This window comes from Rhizobium sp. BK313 (assembly GCF_014193655.1).
Taxonomy (GTDB): Bacteria; Pseudomonadota; Alphaproteobacteria; order Rhizobiales; family Rhizobiaceae; genus Rhizobium.
The window spans coordinates 2,066,259-2,089,747 of record NZ_JACHZQ010000001.1 but is presented as its reverse complement, the minus strand read 5'-3'; the positions used below and the strand labels follow the sequence as shown (position 1 = coordinate 2,089,747).

Here is a 23,489-nt window from a genome sequence, read left to right as displayed (position 1 = left end):
GCCATGAAGCCGGCGACATCCACATCCATTTCGATTGCCCGCCGGGGGCTGATGCTCGCCATTTCCTCGCCATCAGGTGCGGGCAAATCGACGATCGCACGCACGCTGTTGGACACCGACAAGCAGGTCGGTCTTTCCGTCAGCGTCACGACGCGGCAACGGCGGCCGAGCGAGATCGCCGGCGTGCACTATCATTTTGTCTCGTTGAGAGAGTTCGAGCGGCTTCGTGATTCCGACTCGTTACTCGAATGGGCGGAGGTCCATGGCAATTTCTACGGCACGCCGCGCGAGCCGGTGGAAACTGCGATGGCTGAGGGCCGCGATATGCTCTTCGACATCGACTGGCAGGGCGCGCAGCAATTGCAGGAGAAGATGCCCGCCGATGTCGTCTCCATTTTCGTGCTGCCGCCGACCATGACTGAGCTGCAATCGCGCCTGCACCGCCGCGCCGAGGATTCCGAAGAGGTGATCGCCACACGGCTTGCCAATTCGCGCGCTGAGATCGCCCATTGGCGCGAGTATGACTACGTCATCATCAACGATGATCTGAACGCGGCTTTCGACGCGGTTCAGTCCATCGTCAAGGCCGAGCGCCTGCGCCGCGACCGCCGTCACGGCATGTTCGATTTTGTTCGTGGCCTGCTGGAAGAAACGCCGAAGCTTTGAATCGCGATCAAAGGCAGTTTGCCAGCCGGCAGAACTCTTCGACGGACAGCGTTTCGGCGCGCCGTTGAGGGTCGATGTCGGCTTTCTGTAGCAAGGCCTCGCCACCGAGCGACTTCAGGCTCTGCCGTAGCATCTTACGCCGTTGGCCGAAGGCGGCCTGGGTCACCTTTTCCAGCTTGTCAACCGAGCAGGGGATCGGATTTTCCCTCGGCGTCAAATGCACGACCGTCGAGGTCACCTTCGGCGGCGGTGTGAAGGCCTGCGGCGACACATCGAAGGCCATGTATGCATTCGTGCGCCAACCGCAGAGAACGCCGAGACGGCCATAGTGATCGTCGTCCTCATCGGCGACGATCCTCTGGCCGACCTCTTTCTGGAACATCAGCGTCAGCGACTGCCAGAAGGGCGGCCAATGGCCCGGCAGCAGCCAGTTCACCAGCAACTGCGTGCCGACATTATAGGGCAGGTTGGCGATGATCTTGACCGGGCTTTCGGGTGCCAGCCCAGCAAAGTCCGTCTTCAGCGCATCGCCTTCGATGACCTCCAGCCGGCCGGGATAGTGATCCGAGATCTCGGCGAGCGCCGGCAGGCAGCGCGGGTCACGCTCCACGGCAATGACCTTGGCGGCTCCAAGAGCCAGAATGGCACGCGTCAGCCCGCCTGGCCCCGGTCCAACTTCGAAGACGGTGACGCCGTCCAGTGATCCGGCCGTGCGGGCAACCTTTTGTGTCAGGTTGAGATCGAGCAGAAAGTTTTGCCCGAGCGCCTTGCGCGCATCAAGGCCGTGACGCTGGATCACATCACGAAGCGGCGGCAGACCGTCGAGTGCGGCCATCAGCGCTTGCTTTCCGTCGCGCGGCTGATCTCGCTCGCCAGCTTGAGAGCTGCCACAAGACTGTCCTCCTTTGCAACGCCCTTGCCGGCGATGCCGAAGGCTGTGCCATGATCAGGCGAAGTGCGGACAAAGGGCAGGCCGAGCGTGACATTGACGGAATCGTCGAAGCCAAGCGCCTTGGCCGGAATCAAAGCCTGATCGTGATACATGCAGACGGCGACATCATAGCGACGGCGCGCATCGTCATGGAACATCGTGTCGGCGGGCAGGGGGCCAAAGGCATCGATGCCCTCGTTGCGCAGCACTTCGATCGCCGGATGGATGATCTCCTCATCCTCCTTGCCGATTGCGCCGCTTTCGCCGGCATGCGGATTGAGGCCAGCAACGGCCAGCCGCGGCTTTGCGATGCCGAAACGCGTCTTGAGGTCGTGGTCGGTGATCCGGCAGGTCTCGACGATGAGATTCGTCGTCAGCGCCTGCGGCACATCCTTCAGCGGGATGTGGATGGTGACGGGAATCGCCCGCAGCTTCGGCCCGGCCAGCAGCATCACCGGCATAACCGGCTTGCCCGTCGCGCGTGTTGCAAGATCGGCGAGGAATTCGGTATGGCCGGGAAAGCCGAACCCGGCATCGTAGAGAACCGACTTGGCGATTGGATTGGTCACAACCGCGGAGGTATCTCCCTTCATGCAGAGGGAGACCGCCATCTCGATAGCCGCTATCGTCGCCTGGGCTGTTACAACGTGCGGCTCGCCGGCAACCACATCCATACCTGCAGCGATCGGCAGCACCGGCAAGGCGCTGGCAAAGACATCCAAGGCTGTCGAAGCGTCGGCTTCCCGCAGTGGCACGGACAGGTTCAACTGGCGCGCTCGCGCTGCGAGAACGTTCGGGTCACCGAGAAACAGGAAGGGCGACAAACCAAGCTCGCCGCGGCGAAGCCAGGCGGCGAGCGTGATGTCAGGTCCGATACCTGCTGGATCCCCTTGCGTGAGTCCAAGGGGGCGGGAAGGGCGCGAGGGCATCGGAGCGATCAGCGATAGAGGATCTGCGCCTTGGAGCGCAGTTCGTCGATATACTTCTTGTCGTTGGCGCTGACGCCCTGAGCATCCGCCTTGCCGAGATCTTCGGCGCGGAAGACGGCAGCTGCGGCAACGTCGTCGTTCACCTGGCGCTGTGAGCAAATGGCTACATATTCGACACCACGATCGGTCACGATCGCATCGGTCGTGTTACCCTTCGCCTTTTCAAGCAGCGGCTTCCAGGCCTCCGGAAGATCGGGGGCAAGCACGCGGCCGAGATCCTGAACGGAAACGTCATGCATCGTCGCAGCGAAGACTTTCGCCTGATCGCAACCGGGGAACTTGGCCCGCGAGGCTTCCGCCTCGGCCTTACGTTTGCCAAGAATTGCGTTGCGTTTCGCAGCCGGGACGACGAAGACCATCTGTTTCAGGAAATATTCCGTCGTTACCGGCTTCGTCTTGTTTTCCGTCATGCGCGTCACGAGGTCGTCGTTCGACATACGGCCGCCGCTCGAACCAAAGCGAGCATTGACGACGCGCGGCCAGCTCATGGAGATGGCGATATAGGATTTGAAGTGATCGGTGGTGACGCCCATCTTGTCCAGGATCTGTCCAAGCTGCTGCGGCGACATCTTGTTGCTGGCGGCGAAGCGGGCAAAAGCGTTGTCAACGTCCGTCGTCGATACCGACATGCGCACGCGGGCGATTTCCGCACGCTTCAGCGTCTCATCGACGAGCTGCTGTTGCGCCAGCTTGTTGAGGTCGCCTTTCGCGTGCTGCAATTTCAGGAAGTTGACGCGCTTGGCGATATCGCCCGATGTGATCACCGTGTTGTTGACGACAACCTTCACCTCACTTGCTGCGAAGGCAACATCGCTGGTTGGCACAGCAAAAGCGGCCATAACCAACGCTACGGCGCCGAATAGCACAGCGCGCATCGGTGTCTTTCCAGAGAACATCAACTACCCCTTCCCAAAGGTCCTTGTCCGCACTGCGTCACATTGGGACGCCGTTGGCGCAATACGGCAATTTTGTGCCGATATCTACAACAAGCACGACGAATTGCAAAATCCTTGCGGCGAAACAATGACGCGGAGCGAATAGCGATCCGATTCAAAGCAAAAAAGGCCGGCTTTGGAGCCGGCCCTTTTTGGGATTTGATTGATCAGAACGTAGCGTCCTGGACGTTGCCAAGTTTGACGTCGCCGAGCGTACGGAACGTAATGCGGGCACCGATAGACCAGTCGCTTCCCGATTGGTTCGTTGAATCCTTCTTGTCCAGGAAGGAGACGCTGAAGATCGTGCATTCGTCCTCATAGGACAGGCCGACGCCCTGGCGCGTGATCTCACTGTCGTTGAGATCGTAGCTAACCGTGCCGAAGACAGACCAATAGTTCTTGAATTTGATCTGTGCGCGGGTCTGGATTTCGTCCTGGTCCGTGGTGAAGCCATATTGCGGCTGAGCGGCGATATGGGTGTAGGTCACCGATGTCTGGAAGTCGTCGTTTGCGAAGCCGACCGCAGTGTCGCCACGACGGAACGCGAAATCCTTTTCGTCAAAGCGGTAGGACGTCGAGAGCGAGATGCCCTGGGGCGTGGTGAGGCCGAACATGGTGACATAATCGGAGCGGGTGGTTTGAAGCCCCGATTCCGCACCAGCGGAGACCAGATCGTCCGTTGCGAACGAATTGCGGCCGGCAAGCTGGAACGATTGACCGAAGATGCTCTGCAGCTTGTAGCCACTGTCGAAGCTGCCCGTATAGCGCCAGCCGAGGTTGGCGCGCGTGCCGCCCTCGATGCGGTCATAGCCGGAGAACTTGTCGCGGTCGAACAGATTGGTTGCATCGAAGACGAAGCTCTGCGCGTCCTCATTCGGCAACTGTCCGGCAAGCGTCTCGTCCGGGCGCACATAAATCTGCGCGATCGGCTCGAACACATGCGAGCTGTTGCTGGTTGTGATGAGGAAGGGATATTTGGCTTCAAGGCCGGCCGTCAGCATGCCACGCGTGGCATAGTCGTTGGTATCGTAGTTGCCGGGATAGCTGAAGGACGGACCCAACGAGTTGGGTGATTCCATATTCAGGCCATAGACGTCGCCACGGGCTGCCAGCAGCGGTGTCAGAACCAGACCTTGATCGGTGGTAAAGGTACGCTGCCACTGCAATTCAGTGCTGAGGCGGGTGTAGCTGCCGGGAAGACCGAGAAAGCGATCGTTCAGGCTGGAGTCGCCGAGATTGTTGGCGTTATCCAGCACGGAAGCCTGATCGCGCGAGAGGTGCGTAAAATTCACATTCGCGGACAGCTCGCCGCCATATACCGACTTCGGATCGACATAGTGATAGTCGGTGCTCGGATAGACGATTGCTTGCTGCTTTTCAGCATTGCTGTTGTTATCGGCATCCTGGATGTCATAGTAGAAGGCGCGCATATCGAAATAATTGCGCTTGCCGAGACCCGTCAAATAAATGTCATTCGTGTGGGTGCTCTGGTCGAGACCGTCCAGGCCATAGGTGCGCGAGAAGTTGTTGTCGCTTTGCGCCATGACATCCCAACCGAATGTCCAGCGAGGGTTGATTCTGAAATCGGCCTTCGACGTGATCATGCCGCGGGTCTTGTGTTCGGCATCACTGGTGTTGGCGTCGAACTGCCCGGGATTCATCTGGCTGATGCCGGCGACACGCAGAACATGCGTACCGTTTTCAAAGCGTTGGCGGAATTCGCCTTCGAGCAGCAGGCCTTGGGTTGTATAGCCGGTAGCGCTGATCGTCGCGTCCATGCTCGGCGAGATGACGTAGTAATAAGGAACCTTCAGACCAAAGCCGAGATTTTGCGAAATGCTCGCCGACGGAAACAGAAAGCCGGACTTGCGCTTTACCGTGTTGTCGGGAACTTCAATCCACGGAACGTAAGCGATCGGTTGCCCGAACAGCTCGAAACGCGCATGCTCGAGACGGACGGTATGCGTCACGCCGTTCTGCACCACGCGCTGCGCCTTGACCTGCCATAGCGGCGCGCGGCCCTGTTCGGAGCAAGGCAAGCAGGCAGTGTAGACGCCCTTCGTCAGGATCAACTGCGTGCCGCCGACGCGTTCGCCCTTCTCGGCGGCCATGCGGGTATTGTCAGGCATTTCGATGCGCAGAGCGTCGACGAAGCCGTCGGAGAAGCTGTCGGTGACATCCATTTTGTCGCCGTACATGCGATTGCCGTCCGGGCTGATCAGCTCGACATTGCCGATCGCCGTCATCCGCCCGCTTTTCTGATTATATTCAACCTTCTGCGCGACCATCTTATAGCCGCCATAGTTGATCTGGACCGCGCCGGTGGCGGTGACGATTTGTGTATCCTTGTTGTAGACCAATTCGTTCGACGAAAGGATCAGCTTGGAGCCTTCCGGCACTTTGACCTTAACAGGAGAGGCCACAGCGCCGGTGCCGCCGTTATTATTATTGTCCTGGGCGTAGGCTACGACCGGGCTCATGACAAATGCGTACGCAGCCGCGCCCATGACGAGGGCAGCCACAAATTCCCTGATACTCTTGCGGTTGCCTGCCGCCACTTAGCCGTCCTCCTGATGAAGCAGGATCGTTGCTCCGAATGCCAAAGCGACGATCACGGGTATCCATGTCGCCACGAAGGGAGGAACCACTCCGCTGCTCCCGAATGCCTTTACAAGCACGGTGACAACATAAAGCACGAAGCCAGAGAGGATTCCACCCAGAATAACGGAGCGCGATTGATTGAATCTACTGAATTTTAAAGACACGGTTGCTGCAATCAGGGTCATTGCTACCAAGAGGAATGGCTGCGACAACAGCGAGTGAAATTGCGTCTCGAGAGCTTTGGTTGAGATGCCAAAAGACTTTGCAATCGCAATTCGATTAGAAAGATCATAAAAAGCAATGGTTTCCGGCTGTGCCAAACGCTCGGAGACGAAATCCTGTTTCAGATTCGTACGAACCTGATCCGTGGCCTTGTGAACGGGAATTTCACCGGGGGTGCGCTCGACAACACCATTAAGAAGCCAGTAACCATCTTCCAACTTAGCCGACTGTGCATCCTGCCGGAGAACGATATTCCCCTGTGAATCAAAGTGGATAAAGACGACGTTCATCAGCGTCGTTCCGTTGTCGAGAACGGCCTTGGCGCCGATGATGACGTCGTCTTTGCCGCTCGACTGGCGCAGCCACGGAATCGAGAGTGAGTTGTGATAGGACGGATCGCCGCGCAGATCGGCTTCCATCGTTTCCGCCTGCCGTTGTCCCCATGCCGCAACCGGATTGAGGGCGAACATGGTCAGCAGGCCGACAAAGAAGGCGCCGACTACGAAGGGCGTCATAAACTGCCAGACGGAGATGCCGGCTGCACGGGCAATCACGAGTTCGCGGCGCCTGTTGAGCGCAATCAACACCGTCATGCCGACGAAGAGGGCAATGAACGGCACAGTCTGCTGCAGGATGAACGGCAATCTGACGGCCGTCATCAGCAGGCCGACACTGACTGTGTATCCGGGAAGGCCGGCAAGCCGGCCGGCAGTCTCGCTGAAGTCGACGAGATAGACGATCGAGATCACACCCAGGAAAAACCAAAAGGTGGTGATGACGTAACGCATGAAGAAGTAGCGGCCGAGCGTGCTGAAGATCATGCACCGCCCCCATCAGAACTATCGGGCACTATCGGCATGCGATCCTGGATCTTTTGGCGCCAGTTGCCGAAGCGGTTGCGGATCGACGCTGGCATCGACATCTTCCGATTCCTGAACAGAAGGGCGATCGCAATCAGGGCTGCCCCGATGTTGACCGCATAGAGGACGCCGATGAAATAGGGTGCATTCTCGATCTGGTTAGCCGCATAAAAATCCGCCCAACGCAGCGCAAAAGCGATGGTGAGTGCCGATACCATCGGATGTAGCCGCGCTTCACGATGGGATCGCGCATCTCCGGCGATCACCAGGGATATGAGAGCAAAGATGGCTGGCAGCGCCCAGTCGCTGAGACGCCGGTGCAACTCGGCGCGGTAACCGCCTGGCTTTGCTTTGTAATCTGCGTCGTTCGGGTCAGGGTTTAGCAGGAAGCCGAGATCGCGGTCGCCGGCGCGCAGCGTTGCCTGGCCGCGACTCTGCGTCATGTCGGAAAGATCGAAGGAATAGGAGTCGAATTTGATCACGGAAACGTTGCCATCCGGCGTCTTGCGGTGAACTTCTCCATCCTTCATCAGCAGCGACTTGCCGCTCTGATCGACGGCGCCTTCCTTGGCGTAGTAGATGAGATCAAAACCTGGATCGCGCGAATCCACCACGAAGAGGCCCTTCAGGATTCGTCCCGACAGACGCTGAGTGATCTGCACATAAAGCCCGTCTTCGATCCGCCGGAAATTCTTCTCTTCGATAACGGTCGAGAGCAGGTCGGCATAGGCTTCGGCGACCATCTCGCGGGCGGCGACGCGGGCCTTAGGCTCCACCATATTGTCGACGACGAATGAGAAAACGCTGATAGCTATCGCGAGAATCATGATCGGGCGGATGATGATGCTGCGTCGTGCGCCGGCCGCCTCCATGACGGTCAGTTCCGAATCACTGTTCATCGCGGTCAGCGTTTGCGTGATGCCGATCACCAATGCGAAGGGCAGGACCACGGGGATGATCGTCGGCAGGATGAGAGTCGCAAGCGTAGCAAACGAACCAATCGACTGGCCGCTGTCGGTAACAAGATTGATGCGCTGCAGCACCTGGGTGGTCCAGATGATAGCGAGCACCGGCAGCAGCGCTACCAGGAACATCATGCCGACACGCCGTACGATATATGTTTCGAATAACTTCATGCCGGCCCTTAAACGCAATACTCCGCCGTGCGAGCCAGCAGAGATTCATCCTCCTCTACGCTGTTTGCGTTTTTTTGGCGACAACCCACTCGCAAAAAAATCGTTAATTTTCCGAAATTCTTCTGCCGTGTGTCGTTTGGGATAAAGCCAGAAGAGAAGAAAATATGACAAGCGAGGAAAGCCAGCCCAGGACGGCGTCCGATAGGTAGTGGCCGCCGAAAGCCACTCTAAGGGCTGGCATGAGAATCGAGACGGCTGCGATCGGCAGGGCAAGAGCTGTTCGCGCCGGCTGTGGGATGATGAAAATCAGGCAAAACAGCCAGCCTGCGGCAGCGGCTTCGCCGGAAATGAAGGAACAGTTGCTCACGCATTTCCCGGCGAAAGAACCGGCATGTACGAAATCGAGCATGCCGCCGAAGAGATCGGTCTGCCGAGGCCGGGGACGGCCCGAAAAGGCCTTGAGCCAGAGATTCACGATCAACACAGGGCCGAGAAGCAGCGAGCCGAGCGCGATCTTCAGATTGCGGGCTCTCAAGGTTTTGAAGGTAGCGCCGTGCTGCTGCCAACACTGGACCAGCATCCAGCAGAGGCCTACCGCCACGATATAGGGTACCTGGAAGAAAATCTCCCTGAGCAGGCGCATATGCGGATCGTCATTATAAGGGAAAATGCCGCAAATCTGACCGGATCTCGCGGGAGTGACACATTGCTCCGGCATGAAAAACATATTGGCGACTGTAAGATCGATCTGTGGAAAAATCGAAAACAGCCAGAGCAGCACCCACCAGAGGCAGAAGAGAACGACGAAAGCATCACCTGCCGTGCGCGGTCGCATGATTTCGGGGAAACGATCCCGGCGATCGAAGCTACTGAAATCTATGATCAAGGTGGTATTCCGATAAATGATCAGACCGATAAGGCGGCGGCCCCAATATCTACGCCGTTAGGCTAGCTGCGATAGATGACAAGGATTTGAATGTAGCAAAGGTGTTTCTTCGCGGAATACCTCGCCAAAAGCTTGTATTTGATAAGGAAACCTTGAATGATTGAGAGTGTATAATTCTATTTTGCACTACGCGTTTTATCGGAGCAGAAATGTCTGTGAAATTCGAGATTTCCTTTGCCAAATCGGTTCGGCTGAATGGCGGCCTGGCCATTCTCCTGAAAGACATGGACAGCGAGTTGCCGGCAGGGGCCGAAAGCGCCGATCCGGCGAATGTCTTCGCCAAGGCCGCACGCATCGCCCGTTTCACCGCCAAGGGTTTGAGCAGCCTGGATATCGTTGCGCCAGAGGGCTCGCCGGTCGATCGGATCTTCGTCATCGGCACCGGCAAGGCGAAGGATCTCAATGCGCATGACTGGCTGAAGCTCGGCGGCGGCGCGGCTGCGAAAATCCGCAATGTCGAGAAGGCCGCGATCTTTATCGATGTGCCCGGTGTCGAGGCCGGTGCCAAGGCGGCTGCCGACTTCGCCCTCGGCATGCTGCTGCGCGCCTATAGTTTCGATACCTACAAGACGAAGAAGAACGACGACGAGGACAAGAACGGCGCGCAGAAGTCCGTCAAGGTTACCATCGTCACGCCGAATGTCGTTGCCGCAAAGAAGCTCTTCGCTGCATCGGAAGCGATCGCCGACGGCGTGATTCTGGCCCGCGATCTCGTCAACGAGCCGCCGAACGTTCTCGGTCCGGTCGAGTTTGCCGCTAAAGCCAAGGCGTTGGAAAAGCTCGGGGTCGAAGTGGAGATCCTGACCGAGCGCGAAATGCGCCGGTTAGGCATGGGCGCTCTGCTTGGCGTGGCCCAGGGTTCCGTGCGTCCGCCGCGCCTGGTGATCATGCAGTGGAAGGGCGGCAAGCCGAAGGACAAGCCAGTCGCCTTCATCGGCAAGGGCGTGGTGTTCGATACCGGCGGCATTTCCATCAAGCCGGCTGCCGGCATGGAGGATATGAAGGGCGATATGGGAGGAGCCGCCGCCGTTACAGGCCTCATGCACACGCTCGCCGCCCGAGGCGCCAAGGTCAATGCCATCGGCGTCATCGGCCTGGTGGAAAACATGCCTGACGGCAATGCCCAGCGCCCTGGCGATATTGTCACCTCGATGTCGGGCCAGACGATCGAAGTGATCAATACGGACGCGGAAGGCCGGCTCGTTCTCTGCGATGCGCTCTGGTACACCAACGACCGTTTCAAGCCGCAGTTCATGATCAACCTGGCAACGCTGACCGGCGCCATCATGGTGGCGCTCGGTAATCTGCATGCCGGCCTGTTCTGCAATGACGATAAGTTGGCAAACGAACTGACCGCCGCCGGCCTTGCTACCAATGAGCGCCTGTGGCGCATGCCGCTCGGCAAGGACTACGACAAGATGATCGACAGCAAGTTCGCCGACATGAAGAATACCGGCGGACGCCATGCTGGTTCGATCACTGCGGCACAGTTCCTTAAGCGTTTCGTGCAGGAAACGCCATGGGCGCATCTCGATATTGCCGGTACGGCGATGGGTTCGATCCAGGACGAGATCAACCAGTCCTGGGGCTCGGGTTTCGGCGTACGCCTGCTCGATGAGCTGGTCCGCGAGAACTACGAATCGTGACCTTCAAAGGTGTTTGAGATAGAAGGGACGGCATGACTGACGTTCTCTTCTATCACCTGACCGAATCGAAACTGGAAGATGCCCTGCCACCCCTGATCGACAAAAGTGTCGAGCGCGGCTGGCAGGTTGCTGTCCAGACGCGCGAGCCGGCGCGACGTGATTCGCTTGATGCCCATCTGTGGACCTATCGTGAGGACAGCTTTCTGCCGCATGGCACCGACGAAAGCGAAATGCCGGACAAGCAGCCGGTCCTGCTGACTGTCTCGCCGGCTAATCCGAACAATGCCACTGTCCGCTTCTTCATCGATGGCGCGGAAGCCTCGGATATCGAGACTTACCAGCGTGTCGTCTTCATGTTCGACGGTTACGATCAGGAGCAATTGGAAGGTGCCCGCGCGCAATGGAAGAAGTTGAAAGGCGAGGGGCACAATCTCACCTATTGGCAGCAGACCCAGGACGGCCGCTGGGAGAAGAAAGCCTGATCATTTCCTTCTCCTTGCCGAGGCGCGGATGAAGCTCAATCGCCGTTTGCAACGACTTTGTCGATAAAGGCTCTCTTTGCCTCCGTATAGGCGGCGCGATTGTCGGCATATTCCTCGGCCAGGTAGATTTTCATCGCTTCATAAGCCTGCGCAAGAGCGGAGTTCGCGCGGAGCCTGTCGCGGAACAGGATAAACCGGCTCCAGTGCGCGCCGCCATGCTCGACGATGTGAACGAGATGCGTGCGCGTCTCGCCTTTGATGCCACGGCCGAAAATATGATCGTCGGGAACGATGTCGTTGCCGGCATACTCGTAGCCGATCTCTTCCATCGGATTGATGCAGCGGAAACCGTCGTCGAAATGCCTGACGCCGATGGCGATGTCGATGATTGGCTTGGCCTTGATCGTCGGTATCGACGTACTGCCGAAATGCTGGATTTCAAGGGCGAGATCGCCGAGCGCCGTGCGAATGGCCACTTCTTCCTGCGCATAGGCTTCCTGCCAGCGCGCATTCGGCTCGGCGAGCCTGACGAGCTTGTGCTTCGCACCCAGCCCGAAGGTTTCCTCGCTTTCCGACGACATCGCAATCTCCCTGACCAATGAAGATGCACCACCTTAGCATTCCGCGTGGCGCATCCCATCGATCAATGGAGTTTAGTCGTGGAAAGCCTCCACGAACTTGCGCTTGCCGAGCATGAAGGCGTCAGCGACATGGCGAAGCGGTGCCAGGTCGACATCCGAGGTGCCGGCTTTGACGATCTCGGCGAAACGACGGTAGAGCGAAGGATACTCCGCCTCAGGGGCCGTGAATTTCAATTCGCCGTTCACGGAAAGCTTGGCGCCGCCCTCAGCCAGCACCATCTGGCCCGCATCGGTTTCGGCGACGATATCCCAGCTCTGCTTGCCGGTCTGGCGCCAGTCGAATTCGGCATGGACGGCGAGTCCTTGGCCACTCTTAAACTGTAGGTCGGCGGCGATTGGCGAATCGCGGTTTTCGGGGAATTCCAGCACAGCACCGGTCAGGAAGAGCGGCGGCAGGATATGCGTGACGATCGACAGTGCGTTGATGCCCGGATCGAACACGCCAAGGCCGCCGGCCTGCCAGATCCATTCCTGATTCGGATGCCAGTGGCGCACGTCTTCCTTCCAGATGACATGGACGCTCTTGATCGTCGTCCCGGCGAGGAAGGCCTTGGCGGCCTCGACAGCGGGCGCGTAGCGCGAATGCCAGCTAGCAAACAAGGAAACGCCCTTCGCCTTGGCAAGCGCCTCGAGATCGGCGACTTCGCTCAGCGTCGCGCCCGGCGGCTTTTCCAGGAAGACGTGCTTGCCAGCCTGGAGAGCCTTGTAGGCTGCCTCGTAGCGATATTGCGGCGGCATGCAGAGCGAGACGGCATCGATCTCGGGAACGGCGTCGAGCATGGCCTCGATGGTTGTGAAGGCGGGAATGCCGTCGACGGTGCCGTGGCGGCTTGCCGTGGCAATCAGTTTGAAATCCGGATTGTTCGCGATGGACGGAAGATGCTGGTCGCGGACGATCTTGCCGACGCCGACGATGGCGAGGTTGATGGGGGACATGGGCGTTTCTCGATTAGTATGATTATTTGTGGGATCTTTTATCAGAATGCCGCAGGTGGGCAAGGCCGGGCAAGCGTAATTGCGAGCAATCAACCGGACGCGCAGCAATTCTCCTGTGCCATCATCACACTTGGAAAACCAGCTTACGCTCTTGATTCACCGCCTGAAATCGGCACTCTGCCTGTGCGTGGCAGGAAGATCTTGGGGAAGACACCGCTGCGGGGGAGAAAAAATCATGAAAGCATTGCTCGGCTTCAGCCGACTCGTGGATGCTGTGACGGAAATCATCGGCAAGTCGGTTTCCTGGCTCATTCTGGTCGCCGTGCTTGTCAGCGCCGGAAACGCCATCGTCCGCAAGGTGTTTAACATCTCGTCAAACGCCTGGCTGGAAGCGCAATGGTATCTGTTCGGCGCCGCTTTTATGCTCGCCGCCGCCTATACGCTAAGACAGAACGAACATATCCGCATTGACATCGTCTACGGCGCCTTGTCGCGGCGCGTGCAGCACTGGATTGATCTTCTCGGCCATTGCCTGTTTCTTATGCCCTTCGTGCTTTTGATGGTCTATGACCTCGTGCCCTATGTCCGGATGTCCTTCAGGTCCGGCGAGGTTTCGTCCAGCGCCGGCGGCTTGATCATCTGGCCAGGCAAGGCGCTGTTGCTGGTAGGCTTCTTTCTGCTGGCGCTGCAGGGTGTCTCCGAAATCATCAAGAAGATCGCCGTCATGCGCGGCGATATGGACGACCCGACGCCGCATGTCCCGACGCACGCGCCCCTTGAAATCGAAACGCCCGTCGGGGAGGCACGCTGATGATGGAATTCATCGCCGTGAACATGGCCCCGATCATGTTCGTTTCGCTGATCATTTTCCTGCTGATCGGGTACCCCGTAGCCTTTGCCCTGGCTGCCAACGGACTGCTGTTCTTCTGGATCGGCGTCGAACTGGCGCCCTATTCGGGCGGATCGATCAATCTCTCCTGGCCGTTGCTCAATGCGCTACCGGACCGGTTCTGGGGGGTGATGTCTAACGACACGTTGCTGGCGATCCCCTTCTTCACCTTCATGGGCATCGTGCTGGAGCGCTCGGGGATGGCCGAGGATCTGCTCGATACGGTCGGCCAGCTTTTTGGCCCGATCCGCGGCGGCCTTGCCTATGCAGTGATCTTTGTCGGGGCGCTGCTTGCCGCCACCACCGGCGTCGTCGCGGCTTCGGTCATCGCCATGGGTCTGATCTCGCTGCCGATCATGCTGCGCTACGGCTATGACCGCAGCCTCGCGTCCGGCGTCATCGCTGCGTCGGGCACGTTGGCGCAGATCATTCCACCGTCGCTGGTGCTCATTGTGCTGGCGGATCAGCTCGGCCGCTCGGTGGGCGACATGTATGCCGGCGCGCTGATACCCGGCCTGGTGCTGACCGGCATCTACATGCTCTACGTGCTCATCATGTCGATCGTCCGGCCGAAGTCGATGCCGGCGCTGCCGAAGGAGGCGCGCTCGCTCGGCTCCGGCGTGACCTCGCTTTTCATCGCGCTCCTGGTCTGCGCCGGCGTTGCCTATGCAGCCCATGTCTATCTGACGCCGGTCTACGGTGAAAATGCCGATATTCTCGGCGCAACCGTCGGTGTCGCCTTCATCTATATCGTCGCCGTCATCGACAAGACCATGAAGTTCAACCTGATGTCCCGGCTGGCGCAGCAGGTGGTCATCGTGCTGATCCCGCCCTTGGCGCTGATCTTCCTCGTGCTCGGCACCATCTTCCTCGGCATCGCGACGCCCACGGAAGGCGGTGCGATGGGTGCGGTCGGCGCGTTGATCATGGCGGCGGCGAAGGGCCGATTGAGCATGGATGTCGTGCGCTCGGCATTGGCGTCGACGACACGGCTCTCCTCCTTCGTGCTATTTATCCTGATCGGCTCGCGCGTCTTTTCGCTGACCTTCTACGGGGTCAACGGCCATGTCTGGGTGGAGCATCTGCTGGTGTCGCTGCCCGGCGGCGAGGTCGGCTTCCTGATCGCCGTCAACCTGCTGGTTTTTGTGCTGGCCTTCTTCCTCGATTTCTTCGAGCTCGCCTTCATCATCGTGCCGCTGCTGGCGCCCGCTGCCGACAAGCTCGGTATCGACCTGATCTGGTTCGGCGTGCTGCTCGGCGTCAACATGCAGACGAGCTTCATGCATCCGCCCTTTGGCTTTGCTCTGTTCTACCTGCGCTCGGTGGCTGCAAAGGTGCCTTACCTCGACAAAGTCACAGGCAAGATGACAGCTCCGGTGACGACGGGGCAGATCTATTGGGGCGCAGTACCCTTCGTCGGAATTCAAATCCTGATGGTGGCGCTGACGATCATGTTCCCGCAGATGGTCATGCACTACAAGGGAGCCGGAGCGAGCATCGATCCCAATACGATCAAGATCGAAGTACCGGGCTTTGGCGCGCCCGGCCAGGACAATGGCGGCGGCCTCGGTCTGCCGGGTGGCAGCCCGCTGGATAACAAGCCGGCGGACCAGGGCGGCGGAAAGAACAATTCGCCCGCGAATGACCTCAGCCAGCCGCCGTCCTTCAATTGAGCGGAGGGACGAAACCGCCCGCCGCATTCAAAAGAAAAACCCCGGAGCGACGCTCCGGGGTTTCTTGTTCCAATCCAGTGATCAGATCTTCCCAGCACGCTGCTGCGTCATCATGTAGACGTCGTAGCTGTATTCGGCGACCTGGGCGTAGAGGTAGTGCTGGCCGCGGAACGCCTTGATCGATCCCCAAATCTTCTTGAAGGTCGGGTTCGACGCTTCCATCTCGGCATAGACTTCGTTCGACTTGTCGAAGCATGCGTTCAGGATGTCGGTGCTGAACGGACGCAACTTCGCCCCTTCGGCGACGACGCGTCTGATGGCGGCCGGGTTCAGATAGTCGTATTTCTGCAGCATGTTGGCGTCGGTTGCCTGAGCGGCGGTGCGCAGCAGCGACTGATACGCGTTCGGCAAGCCCTCATAGGCCGCCTTGTTGAACATGAAGTGCACGGTCGGGCCACCTTCCCACCAACCGGGATAGTAGTAGTAGGGCGCGACCTTGTAGAAACCGAGCTTTTCGTCGTCGTAAGGGCCGACCCACTCGGCCGCATCGATCGTACCTTTCTCCAGCGCCGGATAGATGTCGCCGCCGGCGATCTGTTGCGGCACGACGCCGAGCCGCTCGACGACCTTGCCGGCGAAACCGCCGATGCGCATCTTCAGACCCTTGAGGTCGGCGACCGTGTTGATTTCCTTGCGGAACCAGCCGCCCATCTGCACGCCGGTATTGCCGCCGGGGAAGCCGATCAGCCCTTGCGTCGCCAGGAATTCGTTGAACAGATCGATGCCACCGCCGTGGTATTGCCAGGCATTCATGCCGCGAGCATTGAGCGCAAAAGGAACGGCGGCGCCGAGTGCCCAGACCGGGTCCTTGCCCCAATAATAATAGGAGACTGTGTGGCAGGCTTCGACCGTGGCCGCCGATGTAGCGTCGGCTGCTTGCAGGCCGGGGACGATTTCGCCGGCGGCGAAGACCTGAATGGTGAAGTTGCCGTCGGTCGCTTCCGACACCTGTTTCGACAGCACCTCGGCGCCGCCGTAGATCGTGTCGAGTGACTTCGGAAACGACGACGTCAGGCGCCAGTTGATTTTCGGGCTGCTCTGAGCAACGGCCGGGGCCGCAAGGGCTGCGGCGGCAACCGAGCCTGCGCCGGCGACGCCGGCTTTCCTCAGAAATGAGCGACGATCCATCTATATACTCCCCCCAAGAGCTGAGCGGGCGGATTGACCCGCTCTTCGTGATCACGCTGCAACTAATCATGTCGCCAGACGCGTTTCAAGCGCGTCGAACAATCTTACAACCGCTGATTTTTGTTTGACGTTTAAAGGGCTGAACTCAAATCTCTGACGGTTTCATAATCGTCTCCCGAAGGAAACTGTAACCAAGCGCAATACGCGCTGCGAGCTGTGTCGATGCGCCGTCGCCGCCATGGCCGCCCGACCGGAATTCGTGGAACAGCGGATGGTGGCCGAGCTCCTCCATATGCGCCGCAAACCGCCGCGCATGCGAGGGATGAACCCGGTCGTCATTGCTGGAGCTTTCGATATAGATGGGCGGATAGGTGATCTCCGAGGCGGGCTTGAGGTTCTGCAGCGGCGAGTAGGAAAGCAGATAATCCCGGTCCGTCTGGTCGTCGGGATTGCCATATTCGTCGATCCACGCCTGGCCGGCCGGGAAAACATGGAACCGGGTCATGTCGAGCACCGGCACCTGGCACCAGACTGCGCCGAAGTCGCGCGGATAGCGCGTCAGCATCACGCCGGTCAGCAACCCGCCATTGCTGCCTCCATTGGCGGCGATGCGCGACGGCTTGGTATAGCCGCGGGCGACGAGGTCGCGGGCGACGGCTGCAAAATCGGCAAAAGCTCTATGGCGGCCATGGCCTTTGGCGGAGCGATGCCAATTCGGACCGAGTTCACCGCCGCCGCGAATATAGGCCTGCACATAGGCGCCACCCTGTTCCAGCCAGCGGCCGATGACGCCGGAGTATTGCGGACGAACGGAGAAATCGAAGCCGCCATAGCCGTACATCAGCACCGGCAGTTCGCCTTCGGTCCATGTCTTCGGCAACACCAGCCGGTACGGCACCCTTGTGGCGTCTTCGGAAGTAGCTTCGAGTAGTTCGGAGGTCATGCCATCGGTATCGAAATAGGCCGGCGAGCTGGCGGTATGAACGAGTTCAAGCGGCTTCTTGCGGTTTGCAAGATCCAGGCGATAGCAGGAGGGCGGCTGCAGGAAGCCTTCGCCATAGACCTGCAGCGTGTCGTCGCCGAGATGCAAATCGGAATAAAGCGGCCAGACAGTCACCGTCTGGACATCGACCGGCAGCGAAATCTCCTGGACAGCCGCATCCGCCTTGGTCAGGTCGAAGACGAAAAGACGTGGCTGCAGATTGTCCGAAACCACGAAGACGCACCATTCGCGCATCAGCAGGAATTGCGACACTGATTGCCGTTCGCCGGGCACGAACAACACGCGCATCGCCTCCGCGCTGGCATCGGTGGCCAGCCGTGGCAAGGGTTGCAACGCCAGACTGCCGGCGGGGATGCGCTCGTCGGTCTTGGCGAGCCAGAGGCAATAGGAATAGCTGAGCTGGATGTCGATATCCTTCGGCAGATCGATCCGCCGCAGCGAAAAATCCTGCTCTTTGACGAAGACGCTGGAATTGCCGATTTGATGGCCGCTGATAAACAGGCGAATCGGCTTTGCCATACCCTTCTTGGCAATGCCGGCGAGCACCGGATCGAACACCAGGCAGGAGCCGTAGACGTCGGTATCGGCGGTGGCGTAAAGGAGGGGCGCCTTTGCCGGCAATTGGCCACGCTTCAGGCGGCGGCCGACGCGGGGCCAGCCGGAGCGCGTCGAAGAGAGGCGGTCGATAGAGCCGAAATAGGCGATTTCGTCGCGGCTGAGCCAGGTCGCGTGGCAACGCGTCGGCGGCGTGTCGAATCCACCTTCGACGATGCTCTTGGCTTCGCAATCGAACTCCAGGAGACGCCCAAGATCGGAGCCGCCGTCGGAAAGGCACAATAGCACCCGCGTCGGCTCCCAAGGGCAGGTAATCGCGCCGCGCCAAAGCCAAAGCTTATTCTCCGCCGCGCAGAAAGCATCGAGATCGAAGATCGGCTCCCAGGGCGCATTGGGCGTAGGTGCGAGATTGGCCGGCAGCCGGAACCACATACCGAGGGGATGATCTGCGCTGCGGTGGAAGTCGAACAGCCAATTGCCGCGGCGTACCGCCTGGATCAGCCGATCCTCACGCTCGATCAGCGCTTTGATCGCTGCGCTGTCCACCTCGAATTCAGGCGTCATAAGGGCCTGCTCAGACTGTGCATCCCTCTCGGCGACGAATTGCAGGGTTAGTGGATCGTCGTCATGCTCGAGATGGAGATTCATAAGGGACCTGACACGCCATTGATGAAGTGAATCATATATAATCAAATCAAAATATATTCGGGGAAGCAACAGTGCTTCCCCGAATATATCCGGTCATACAGTTTTCTGAGATTTATCCGCCCTTAGCGCATAACCCTGATGCTGGCCTGAGCAACCAGATCGGTTGTTGGTGCGGATGTGCCTTTGTATTTCAATGTCACGACCTTGTAACCCTCTCTTTCAAGACGCGTCAAAAGGGTCGGCAACATGGCGGCGGTGCGCTGGTGGATATCGTGCATCAGGATAATGCCGCGGCCGCGCTTGTGCAGCAGATCCATGGTGCGCGTCGCGACGGCAGCGGGTGTCGTGTTGAAATAGTCCTTGCTGTCGATATCCACATCCATGACGACGAGGTCGCGCATGGCGACGGCGGTGCGCAGACGCTTGGAATCGGCGAGATAGGGGAAGCGGAAGAAGGAGACATCCGTGCCGATGACCTTGGCGACAGCGTGTTCGCCGTGGGCGATCTCGGCCATCGCCATGTCGAAACTCATCTTGTCGAGATCGGGATGCCGGAAGGTGTGGCTGCCGATGGTGTCGCCGTCATCAAAGACTTTGCGGGCGGTGGCCGGGTGCGCCTCCGCCATTTCGCCGACCATCATGAAGGTCGCCTTGACGCCGAATTTGTCGAGGGTGGCGAGAATGCGCTCCGTCTTGCCTGGGGCCGGGCCGTCGTCGAAGCTGAGAATGACTTCCTTGTCGGCAAGCTTGAGGTCGTGCAGCGAGGAAACTTCCAGCGTGCGCCCGGCCAGGTGATGCGGGCCGCCAGTGTCGCCTGTTTCCCTCGTTTCGAGCTCGGCACCAGCCCATTTGGTCGGCTCCATGTCGACGGGGTCGTTGGCCTTCAACGGCTTATGATGCGGCTCTTCCGCAGCAAAACTTGTCTTCAGCGAGGCGTCGTTGCCCGGCTTCGTCGCACAGCCGGCAAGGGATAGGGTCACGGCAAGGCCGGCCAGGAGAAGACGGTAAGTCATCGGAATCGCTCAACATATATGTCAATGAATGTTGGGCTTATTTTTCCCGATTATGGTTAACGATCGGTTAGGATTGGCGCACGGATGCCACAGGAATTAACCGTTTCTGAAGCGCGGCGCGTTCAGATGAGCGCGCAAAGGTCGCTCTAACCTTTTGAATTTAGAGCATCTTGTCCGCCTGCAGGCGGTGCCACCTGAAAGCAGGGCGCTCTAGCCGGCCATCCCGCTTTCATATTCCGATGAGAGCTCGAGCCACTGCTCTTCGGCGGCGGCAAGCTTTTCCGCCGCGTCGGAGCGCTGTTTGGCCTTTTCGGCGGCCTTGGCGGGTGCCTTCTCATAGAGGGTGGGATCTGCAAGTTCCGCATCAAGCGCCTGAATCAATTTCTCCAGCTTGCCGGTCAAGGATTCGATTTCGTTGATCTTTTTCTTGAGCGGCGCGAGCGAGGCGCGGCGGTCGGCGTTGAGCTTGCGCTGATCCGCCTTGGAGACGGAATCGTCGGCACCGTTTGTCTTGGCCTTGTCGTCCCTGGGCTTGGGGCTGGCGATAACGAGGCTGCGATAGTCTTCCAGGTCGCCATCGAAGGTCGAAACCGTGCCGTCGCGTACCAGCCACAGCTGGTCGACCGTTGCCTCGATCAGATGGCGGTCGTGCGAGATCAGGATGACCGCACCCGAATAGTCGTTCAGCGCTTGGATCAGCGCATTGCGGCTGTCGATGTCGAGATGGTTGGTCGGCTCGTCGAGGATCAGGAGGTTCGGCGCGTCGAAGGCTGCAAGGCCCATCAATAGCCTCGCCTTTTCGCCGCCGGAGAGATCTTTCACCTGCGTGTCCATCTTCTCAGTCGCCAGACCCATTTGCGCCACGCGAGCGCGTACCTTCGCCTCCGGCGCATCGGGCATACGGCGGCGCACATGCTCGACAGCGGTCTGATTGGGGATGAGGTCGTCGAGCTGATGTTGTGCGAAGAAGCCGATCCTCAGGTTCGGCGCCAGCTTCACATCGCCGCTTTCGGCGTCGAGACGGCCGGAGACGAATTTCGCAAAGGTGGATTTGCCGTTGCCGTTGGAGCCGAGCAGGGCGATGCGGTCGTCGGCGTCGATGCGCAGGTTGAGGCGTTTCAGGATCGGCTTGGCAGGCTCGTAGCCGACCGCGCCGCCGCTAACGGCGATGATCGGCGATGCGGCCTGCTTTTCGGGCTCCGGGAAGCTGAAGCCCATCACATGATCTTCGATGACGGCGGCGACCGTGCCCATGCGCTCCAGCGCTTTGACGCGCGATTGTGCCTGCCGGGCCTTCGTCGCCTTGGCCTTGAAGCGGTCGATGAAGCTCTGCAGGTGTTTGCGCGCCGCCTCGTTCTTGGCTTTCGCCTTCATCTGCAGTTCGTCAGCCTCTGCCTTCTGTCGCTCGAACTGGTCGTAAGAGCCGCGATAGAAGGTGAGCTTCTTCTGGTCGAGATGAACGATGGAATTGACGGCGGTGTTGAGCAGATCGCGGTCATGCGAGATGATGATGACCGTGTGCGGATAGCGGCGGATGTAATCTTCCAGCCAGAGTGTGCCTTCGAGGTCGAGATAGTTGGTCGGCTCGTCGAGCAGCAGCAAGTCCGGCTCCGAGAAGAGCACGGCAGCAAGCGCCACGCGCATACGCCAGCCGCCGGAAAAGGAGGAGGCGGGGCGGTGCTGCGCCTCGTGGTCGAATCCGAGGCCGGCCAGGATACTGGCAGCACGTGCTTCGGCGGAATGCGCGCCGATATCGGCAAGTCGCGTCTGGATGTCAGCGATGCGATGAGGATCGGTCGCCGTTTCGGCTTCCGCGAGGAGGGCGGTACGTTCCTTGTCGGCCTTCAGCACAATCTCGATTAGCGGCTCCTCGGTCCCCGGCGCTTCCTGCGCCACCTGACCGATGCGGGCATTGCGCGGGATCGAGACCGAGCCGCTTTCGGCGGCGAGATCTCCGGTGATCACCCGGAATAGCGTCGACTTGCCGGCGCCGTTCTTGCCAACAAGCCCCGCCTTCGTGCCCGCTGGAAGCGTCACGCTGGCTTGGTCAATGAGGAGGCGGCCGGCAATGCGGGCGGAAAGGTCAGAAATCGAAATCATGGCGCGGTTTTGGCCGAACTCCGCGCCGAAGGCAAGAGCCGGAGAGCGCTTAGGCGCGGCTGCCGCCTGCTTGCGCCGACAGGCCGCCGCAGTCCTTCAGCCTCTCCGTCAGTTCGGTTTCGTAGAGCAGCAGATTGCTGAGCGACGCATTGAGACTGTCCATGGCGGCGGCGGTATGCGGCGCCGTTTCCATCTCGCGGGCGAAGCTCTGTTTCTTCATCAGCCCCTCGGCCAGTTGATCAGCCACTTCGCGCAGCATCTCGGCGGCATCGGTCTCGGATTTCCGGGCGACCAGGCCGCAGTGGCTGACGAGGCGATATTTCAAGCCGATGTCGTCGAGACTAGCTTGCGAAGGGGCGGGGCCGAGCGCCGCGATCTCGCCGGCGATCTTGCGATCCTGTCCGTAGAGCGCCTCATGGAAAAGCTGGTAGTTGCGGGGCAGGCCCTTGATCCTCAGCTTGGCCATATGGCGACCAATCATCTCGAGATCGCTCGCGACCTCGCTGTCGTCATTGCCAACGGTATACGCTGAAACACTTGCCTGCGAACTCTTCATGCGTACTCTCTGACACTACCGGCTGATATATCTCGTAAACCTGCAGGCTCGCGGGTTAACACAACATGAACGAAGCATCATATCGATGTGATCTTGCAGCAAAATTAGACAATCGAACAACGCGTGACTGTATATAGCGAATAGTGGCTCGCGCTGTGCTTTATATCCGGCGCTTCCCATCCGCGTGCAGGAGATAGATCAGATCGAAACCTCGCGACGGCTTGCCTATTGTCGTCATCAACGGATAGTGGCTGATGGCGCTCACGAAGCTTGCCGATCGGTTGCCGGCCGCTCGCTATACTGGCTCCGAATCGATCGTCCAGACTGTGACAGCAGCGTGAAATTGGCGCATCCCCCTTGTTTTCAGGCTGTGGGGCGGGTAAAGACCGCCCACTTTTCTCTGACGACAAGGAATTGACCCATGGCGATTGAACGCACTTTTTCGATGATCAAGCCGGACGCAACCAAGCGCAACCTAACCGGCGCCATCACCAAGATTTTTGAGGACAATGGCCTGCGCGTCATCGCTTCCAAGCGCGTTTGGATGAGCAAGCGCGAAGCCGAAGGTTTCTACGCCGTTCATAAGGACCGTCCCTTCTTCGGCGAACTCGTCGAAGGCATGACCTCCGGCCCCACCGTCGTTCAGGTCCTGGAAGGCGAAGGCGCTATCCTGAAGAACCGCGAGATCATGGGTGCGACCAACCCGGCCAATGCCGCCGAAGGCACAATCCGCAAGATCCATGCTCTGTCGATCGGCGAAAACTCCGTTCACGGCTCGGATGCTCCGGAAACTGCTGCTGTAGAAATCGCCTACTGGTTCTCCGAAACCGAAATCGTCGGCTGAATCAGTCATTCAGCCTGCGCGCTGAAGAG

General features: G+C 59.3%; 20 protein-coding genes. 6 read left to right on the top strand and 14 right to left on the bottom strand.

The window, feature by feature from the left end; all coding sequences use genetic code 11:
* Positions 1-3 precede the first annotated feature (3 nt).
* A complete protein-coding gene (gmk, locus tag FHT86_RS09985) occupies positions 4-666 on the top strand; it encodes a guanylate kinase (protein ID WP_133706648.1) in 663 nt (220 codons plus the stop codon).
* Positions 667-673: 7 nt separating this feature from the next.
* Here the strand turns inward: gmk and rsmA are convergent, their stop codons facing one another.
* The 7 genes from rsmA to FHT86_RS09950 all read right to left on the bottom strand — a co-directional run bounded on the left by rsmA (position 674) and on the right by FHT86_RS09950 (position 9,175).
* Positions 674-1,501, bottom strand: a complete 828-nt coding sequence (gene rsmA / locus FHT86_RS09980; protein ID WP_133706647.1) for a 16S rRNA (adenine(1518)-N(6)/adenine(1519)-N(6))-dimethyltransferase RsmA — start codon at positions 1,499-1,501, stop codon at positions 674-676.
* Positions 1,501-2,526 (bottom strand): 4-hydroxythreonine-4-phosphate dehydrogenase PdxA, encoded by a 1,026-nt coding sequence (gene pdxA, locus FHT86_RS09975; RefSeq protein WP_133706646.1) that lies wholly within the window; start codon positions 2,524-2,526, stop codon positions 1,501-1,503. The genes rsmA and pdxA overlap by 1 nt, the downstream gene beginning before the upstream one ends.
* An 8-nt stretch (positions 2,527-2,534) precedes the next feature.
* Positions 2,535-3,425: a peptidylprolyl isomerase gene (locus tag FHT86_RS09970; RefSeq protein WP_246779474.1), complete on the bottom strand. Its 891-nt coding sequence runs from the start codon at positions 3,423-3,425 to the stop codon at positions 2,535-2,537.
* Between the two features lie 263 nt (positions 3,426-3,688).
* Positions 3,689-6,079, bottom strand: coding sequence for an LPS-assembly protein LptD (locus FHT86_RS09965; RefSeq protein ID WP_133706644.1), 2,391 nt, complete (start codon positions 6,077-6,079; stop codon positions 3,689-3,691).
* Positions 6,080-7,165 carry an LPS export ABC transporter permease LptG gene (gene lptG, locus FHT86_RS09960; protein ID WP_133706643.1) on the bottom strand — a complete coding sequence of 362 codons (1,086 nt, stop codon included), beginning with the start codon at positions 7,163-7,165 and terminating at the stop codon, positions 6,080-6,082.
* Positions 7,162-8,340 carry an LptF/LptG family permease gene (locus tag FHT86_RS09955; RefSeq protein WP_133706642.1) on the bottom strand — a complete coding sequence of 393 codons (1,179 nt, stop codon included), beginning with the start codon at positions 8,338-8,340 and terminating at the stop codon, positions 7,162-7,164. The genes lptG and FHT86_RS09955 overlap by 4 nt, the downstream gene beginning before the upstream one ends.
* Positions 8,341-8,443: 103 nt before the next feature.
* Positions 8,444-9,175: a phosphatase PAP2 family protein gene (locus tag FHT86_RS09950; RefSeq protein ID WP_166656801.1), complete on the bottom strand. Its 732-nt coding sequence runs from the start codon at positions 9,173-9,175 to the stop codon at positions 8,444-8,446.
* A gap of 260 nt (positions 9,176-9,435) precedes the next feature.
* Here FHT86_RS09950 and FHT86_RS09945 point away from each other — a divergent pair, with 260 nt between their 5' ends.
* Both FHT86_RS09945 and FHT86_RS09940 read left to right on the top strand, forming a co-directional pair.
* Positions 9,436-10,932: a leucyl aminopeptidase gene (locus FHT86_RS09945; protein WP_133706640.1), complete on the top strand. Its 1,497-nt coding sequence runs from the start codon at positions 9,436-9,438 to the stop codon at positions 10,930-10,932.
* Positions 10,933-10,964: 32 nt separating this feature from the next.
* Positions 10,965-11,414 carry a DNA polymerase III subunit chi gene (locus FHT86_RS09940; protein ID WP_133706639.1) on the top strand — a complete coding sequence of 150 codons (450 nt, stop codon included), beginning with the start codon at positions 10,965-10,967 and terminating at the stop codon, positions 11,412-11,414.
* A 35-nt stretch (positions 11,415-11,449) separates the two neighbouring features.
* Here FHT86_RS09940 and FHT86_RS09935 read toward each other — a convergent pair whose 3' ends face one another.
* Positions 11,450-11,995, bottom strand: coding sequence for a GrpB family protein (locus FHT86_RS09935; RefSeq protein ID WP_133706638.1), 546 nt, complete (start codon positions 11,993-11,995; stop codon positions 11,450-11,452).
* A 72-nt stretch (positions 11,996-12,067) separates the two neighbouring features.
* Positions 12,068-12,991 (bottom strand): Gfo/Idh/MocA family protein, encoded by a 924-nt coding sequence (locus FHT86_RS09930; RefSeq protein ID WP_133706637.1) that lies wholly within the window; start codon positions 12,989-12,991, stop codon positions 12,068-12,070.
* A gap of 235 nt (positions 12,992-13,226) precedes the next feature.
* On the opposite strand from FHT86_RS09930, the gene FHT86_RS09925 reads away from it, so the two are divergent.
* Both FHT86_RS09925 and FHT86_RS09920 read left to right on the top strand, forming a co-directional pair.
* Positions 13,227-13,802, top strand: coding sequence for a TRAP transporter small permease subunit (locus FHT86_RS09925; protein WP_133706636.1), 576 nt, complete (start codon positions 13,227-13,229; stop codon positions 13,800-13,802).
* Positions 13,802-15,553 (top strand): TRAP transporter large permease subunit, encoded by a 1,752-nt coding sequence (locus tag FHT86_RS09920; RefSeq protein ID WP_133706635.1) that lies wholly within the window; start codon positions 13,802-13,804, stop codon positions 15,551-15,553. The genes FHT86_RS09925 and FHT86_RS09920 overlap by 1 nt, the downstream gene beginning before the upstream one ends.
* Positions 15,554-15,634: 81 nt before the next feature.
* On the opposite strand, the gene FHT86_RS09915 is transcribed toward FHT86_RS09920, so the two are convergent.
* The 5 genes from FHT86_RS09915 to FHT86_RS09895 form a co-directional block, all read right to left on the bottom strand.
* Positions 15,635-16,741, bottom strand: a complete 1,107-nt coding sequence (locus tag FHT86_RS09915; protein ID WP_133706634.1) for a TRAP transporter substrate-binding protein — start codon at positions 16,739-16,741, stop codon at positions 15,635-15,637.
* A gap of 145 nt (positions 16,742-16,886) precedes the next feature.
* Entirely contained in the window at positions 16,887-18,947 is a 2,061-nt protein-coding gene (locus FHT86_RS09910) for a prolyl oligopeptidase family serine peptidase (RefSeq protein ID WP_133706633.1), read from the bottom strand.
* A 122-nt stretch (positions 18,948-19,069) separates the two neighbouring features.
* Positions 19,070-19,960: a polysaccharide deacetylase family protein gene (locus FHT86_RS09905; protein WP_133706632.1), complete on the bottom strand. Its 891-nt coding sequence runs from the start codon at positions 19,958-19,960 to the stop codon at positions 19,070-19,072.
* A gap of 210 nt (positions 19,961-20,170) precedes the next feature.
* Positions 20,171-22,060, bottom strand: a complete 1,890-nt coding sequence (locus FHT86_RS09900) for an ABC-F family ATP-binding cassette domain-containing protein (RefSeq protein ID WP_133706631.1) — start codon at positions 22,058-22,060, stop codon at positions 20,171-20,173.
* Between the two features lie 49 nt (positions 22,061-22,109).
* Positions 22,110-22,616, bottom strand: a complete 507-nt coding sequence (locus tag FHT86_RS09895) for a hypothetical protein (protein WP_133706630.1) — start codon at positions 22,614-22,616, stop codon at positions 22,110-22,112.
* A 421-nt stretch (positions 22,617-23,037) separates the two neighbouring features.
* Here FHT86_RS09895 and ndk point away from each other — a divergent pair, with 421 nt between their 5' ends.
* A complete protein-coding gene (gene ndk / locus FHT86_RS09890; RefSeq protein WP_028753351.1) occupies positions 23,038-23,460 on the top strand; it encodes a nucleoside-diphosphate kinase in 423 nt (140 codons plus the stop codon).
* Positions 23,461-23,489: the final 29 nt, after the last annotated feature.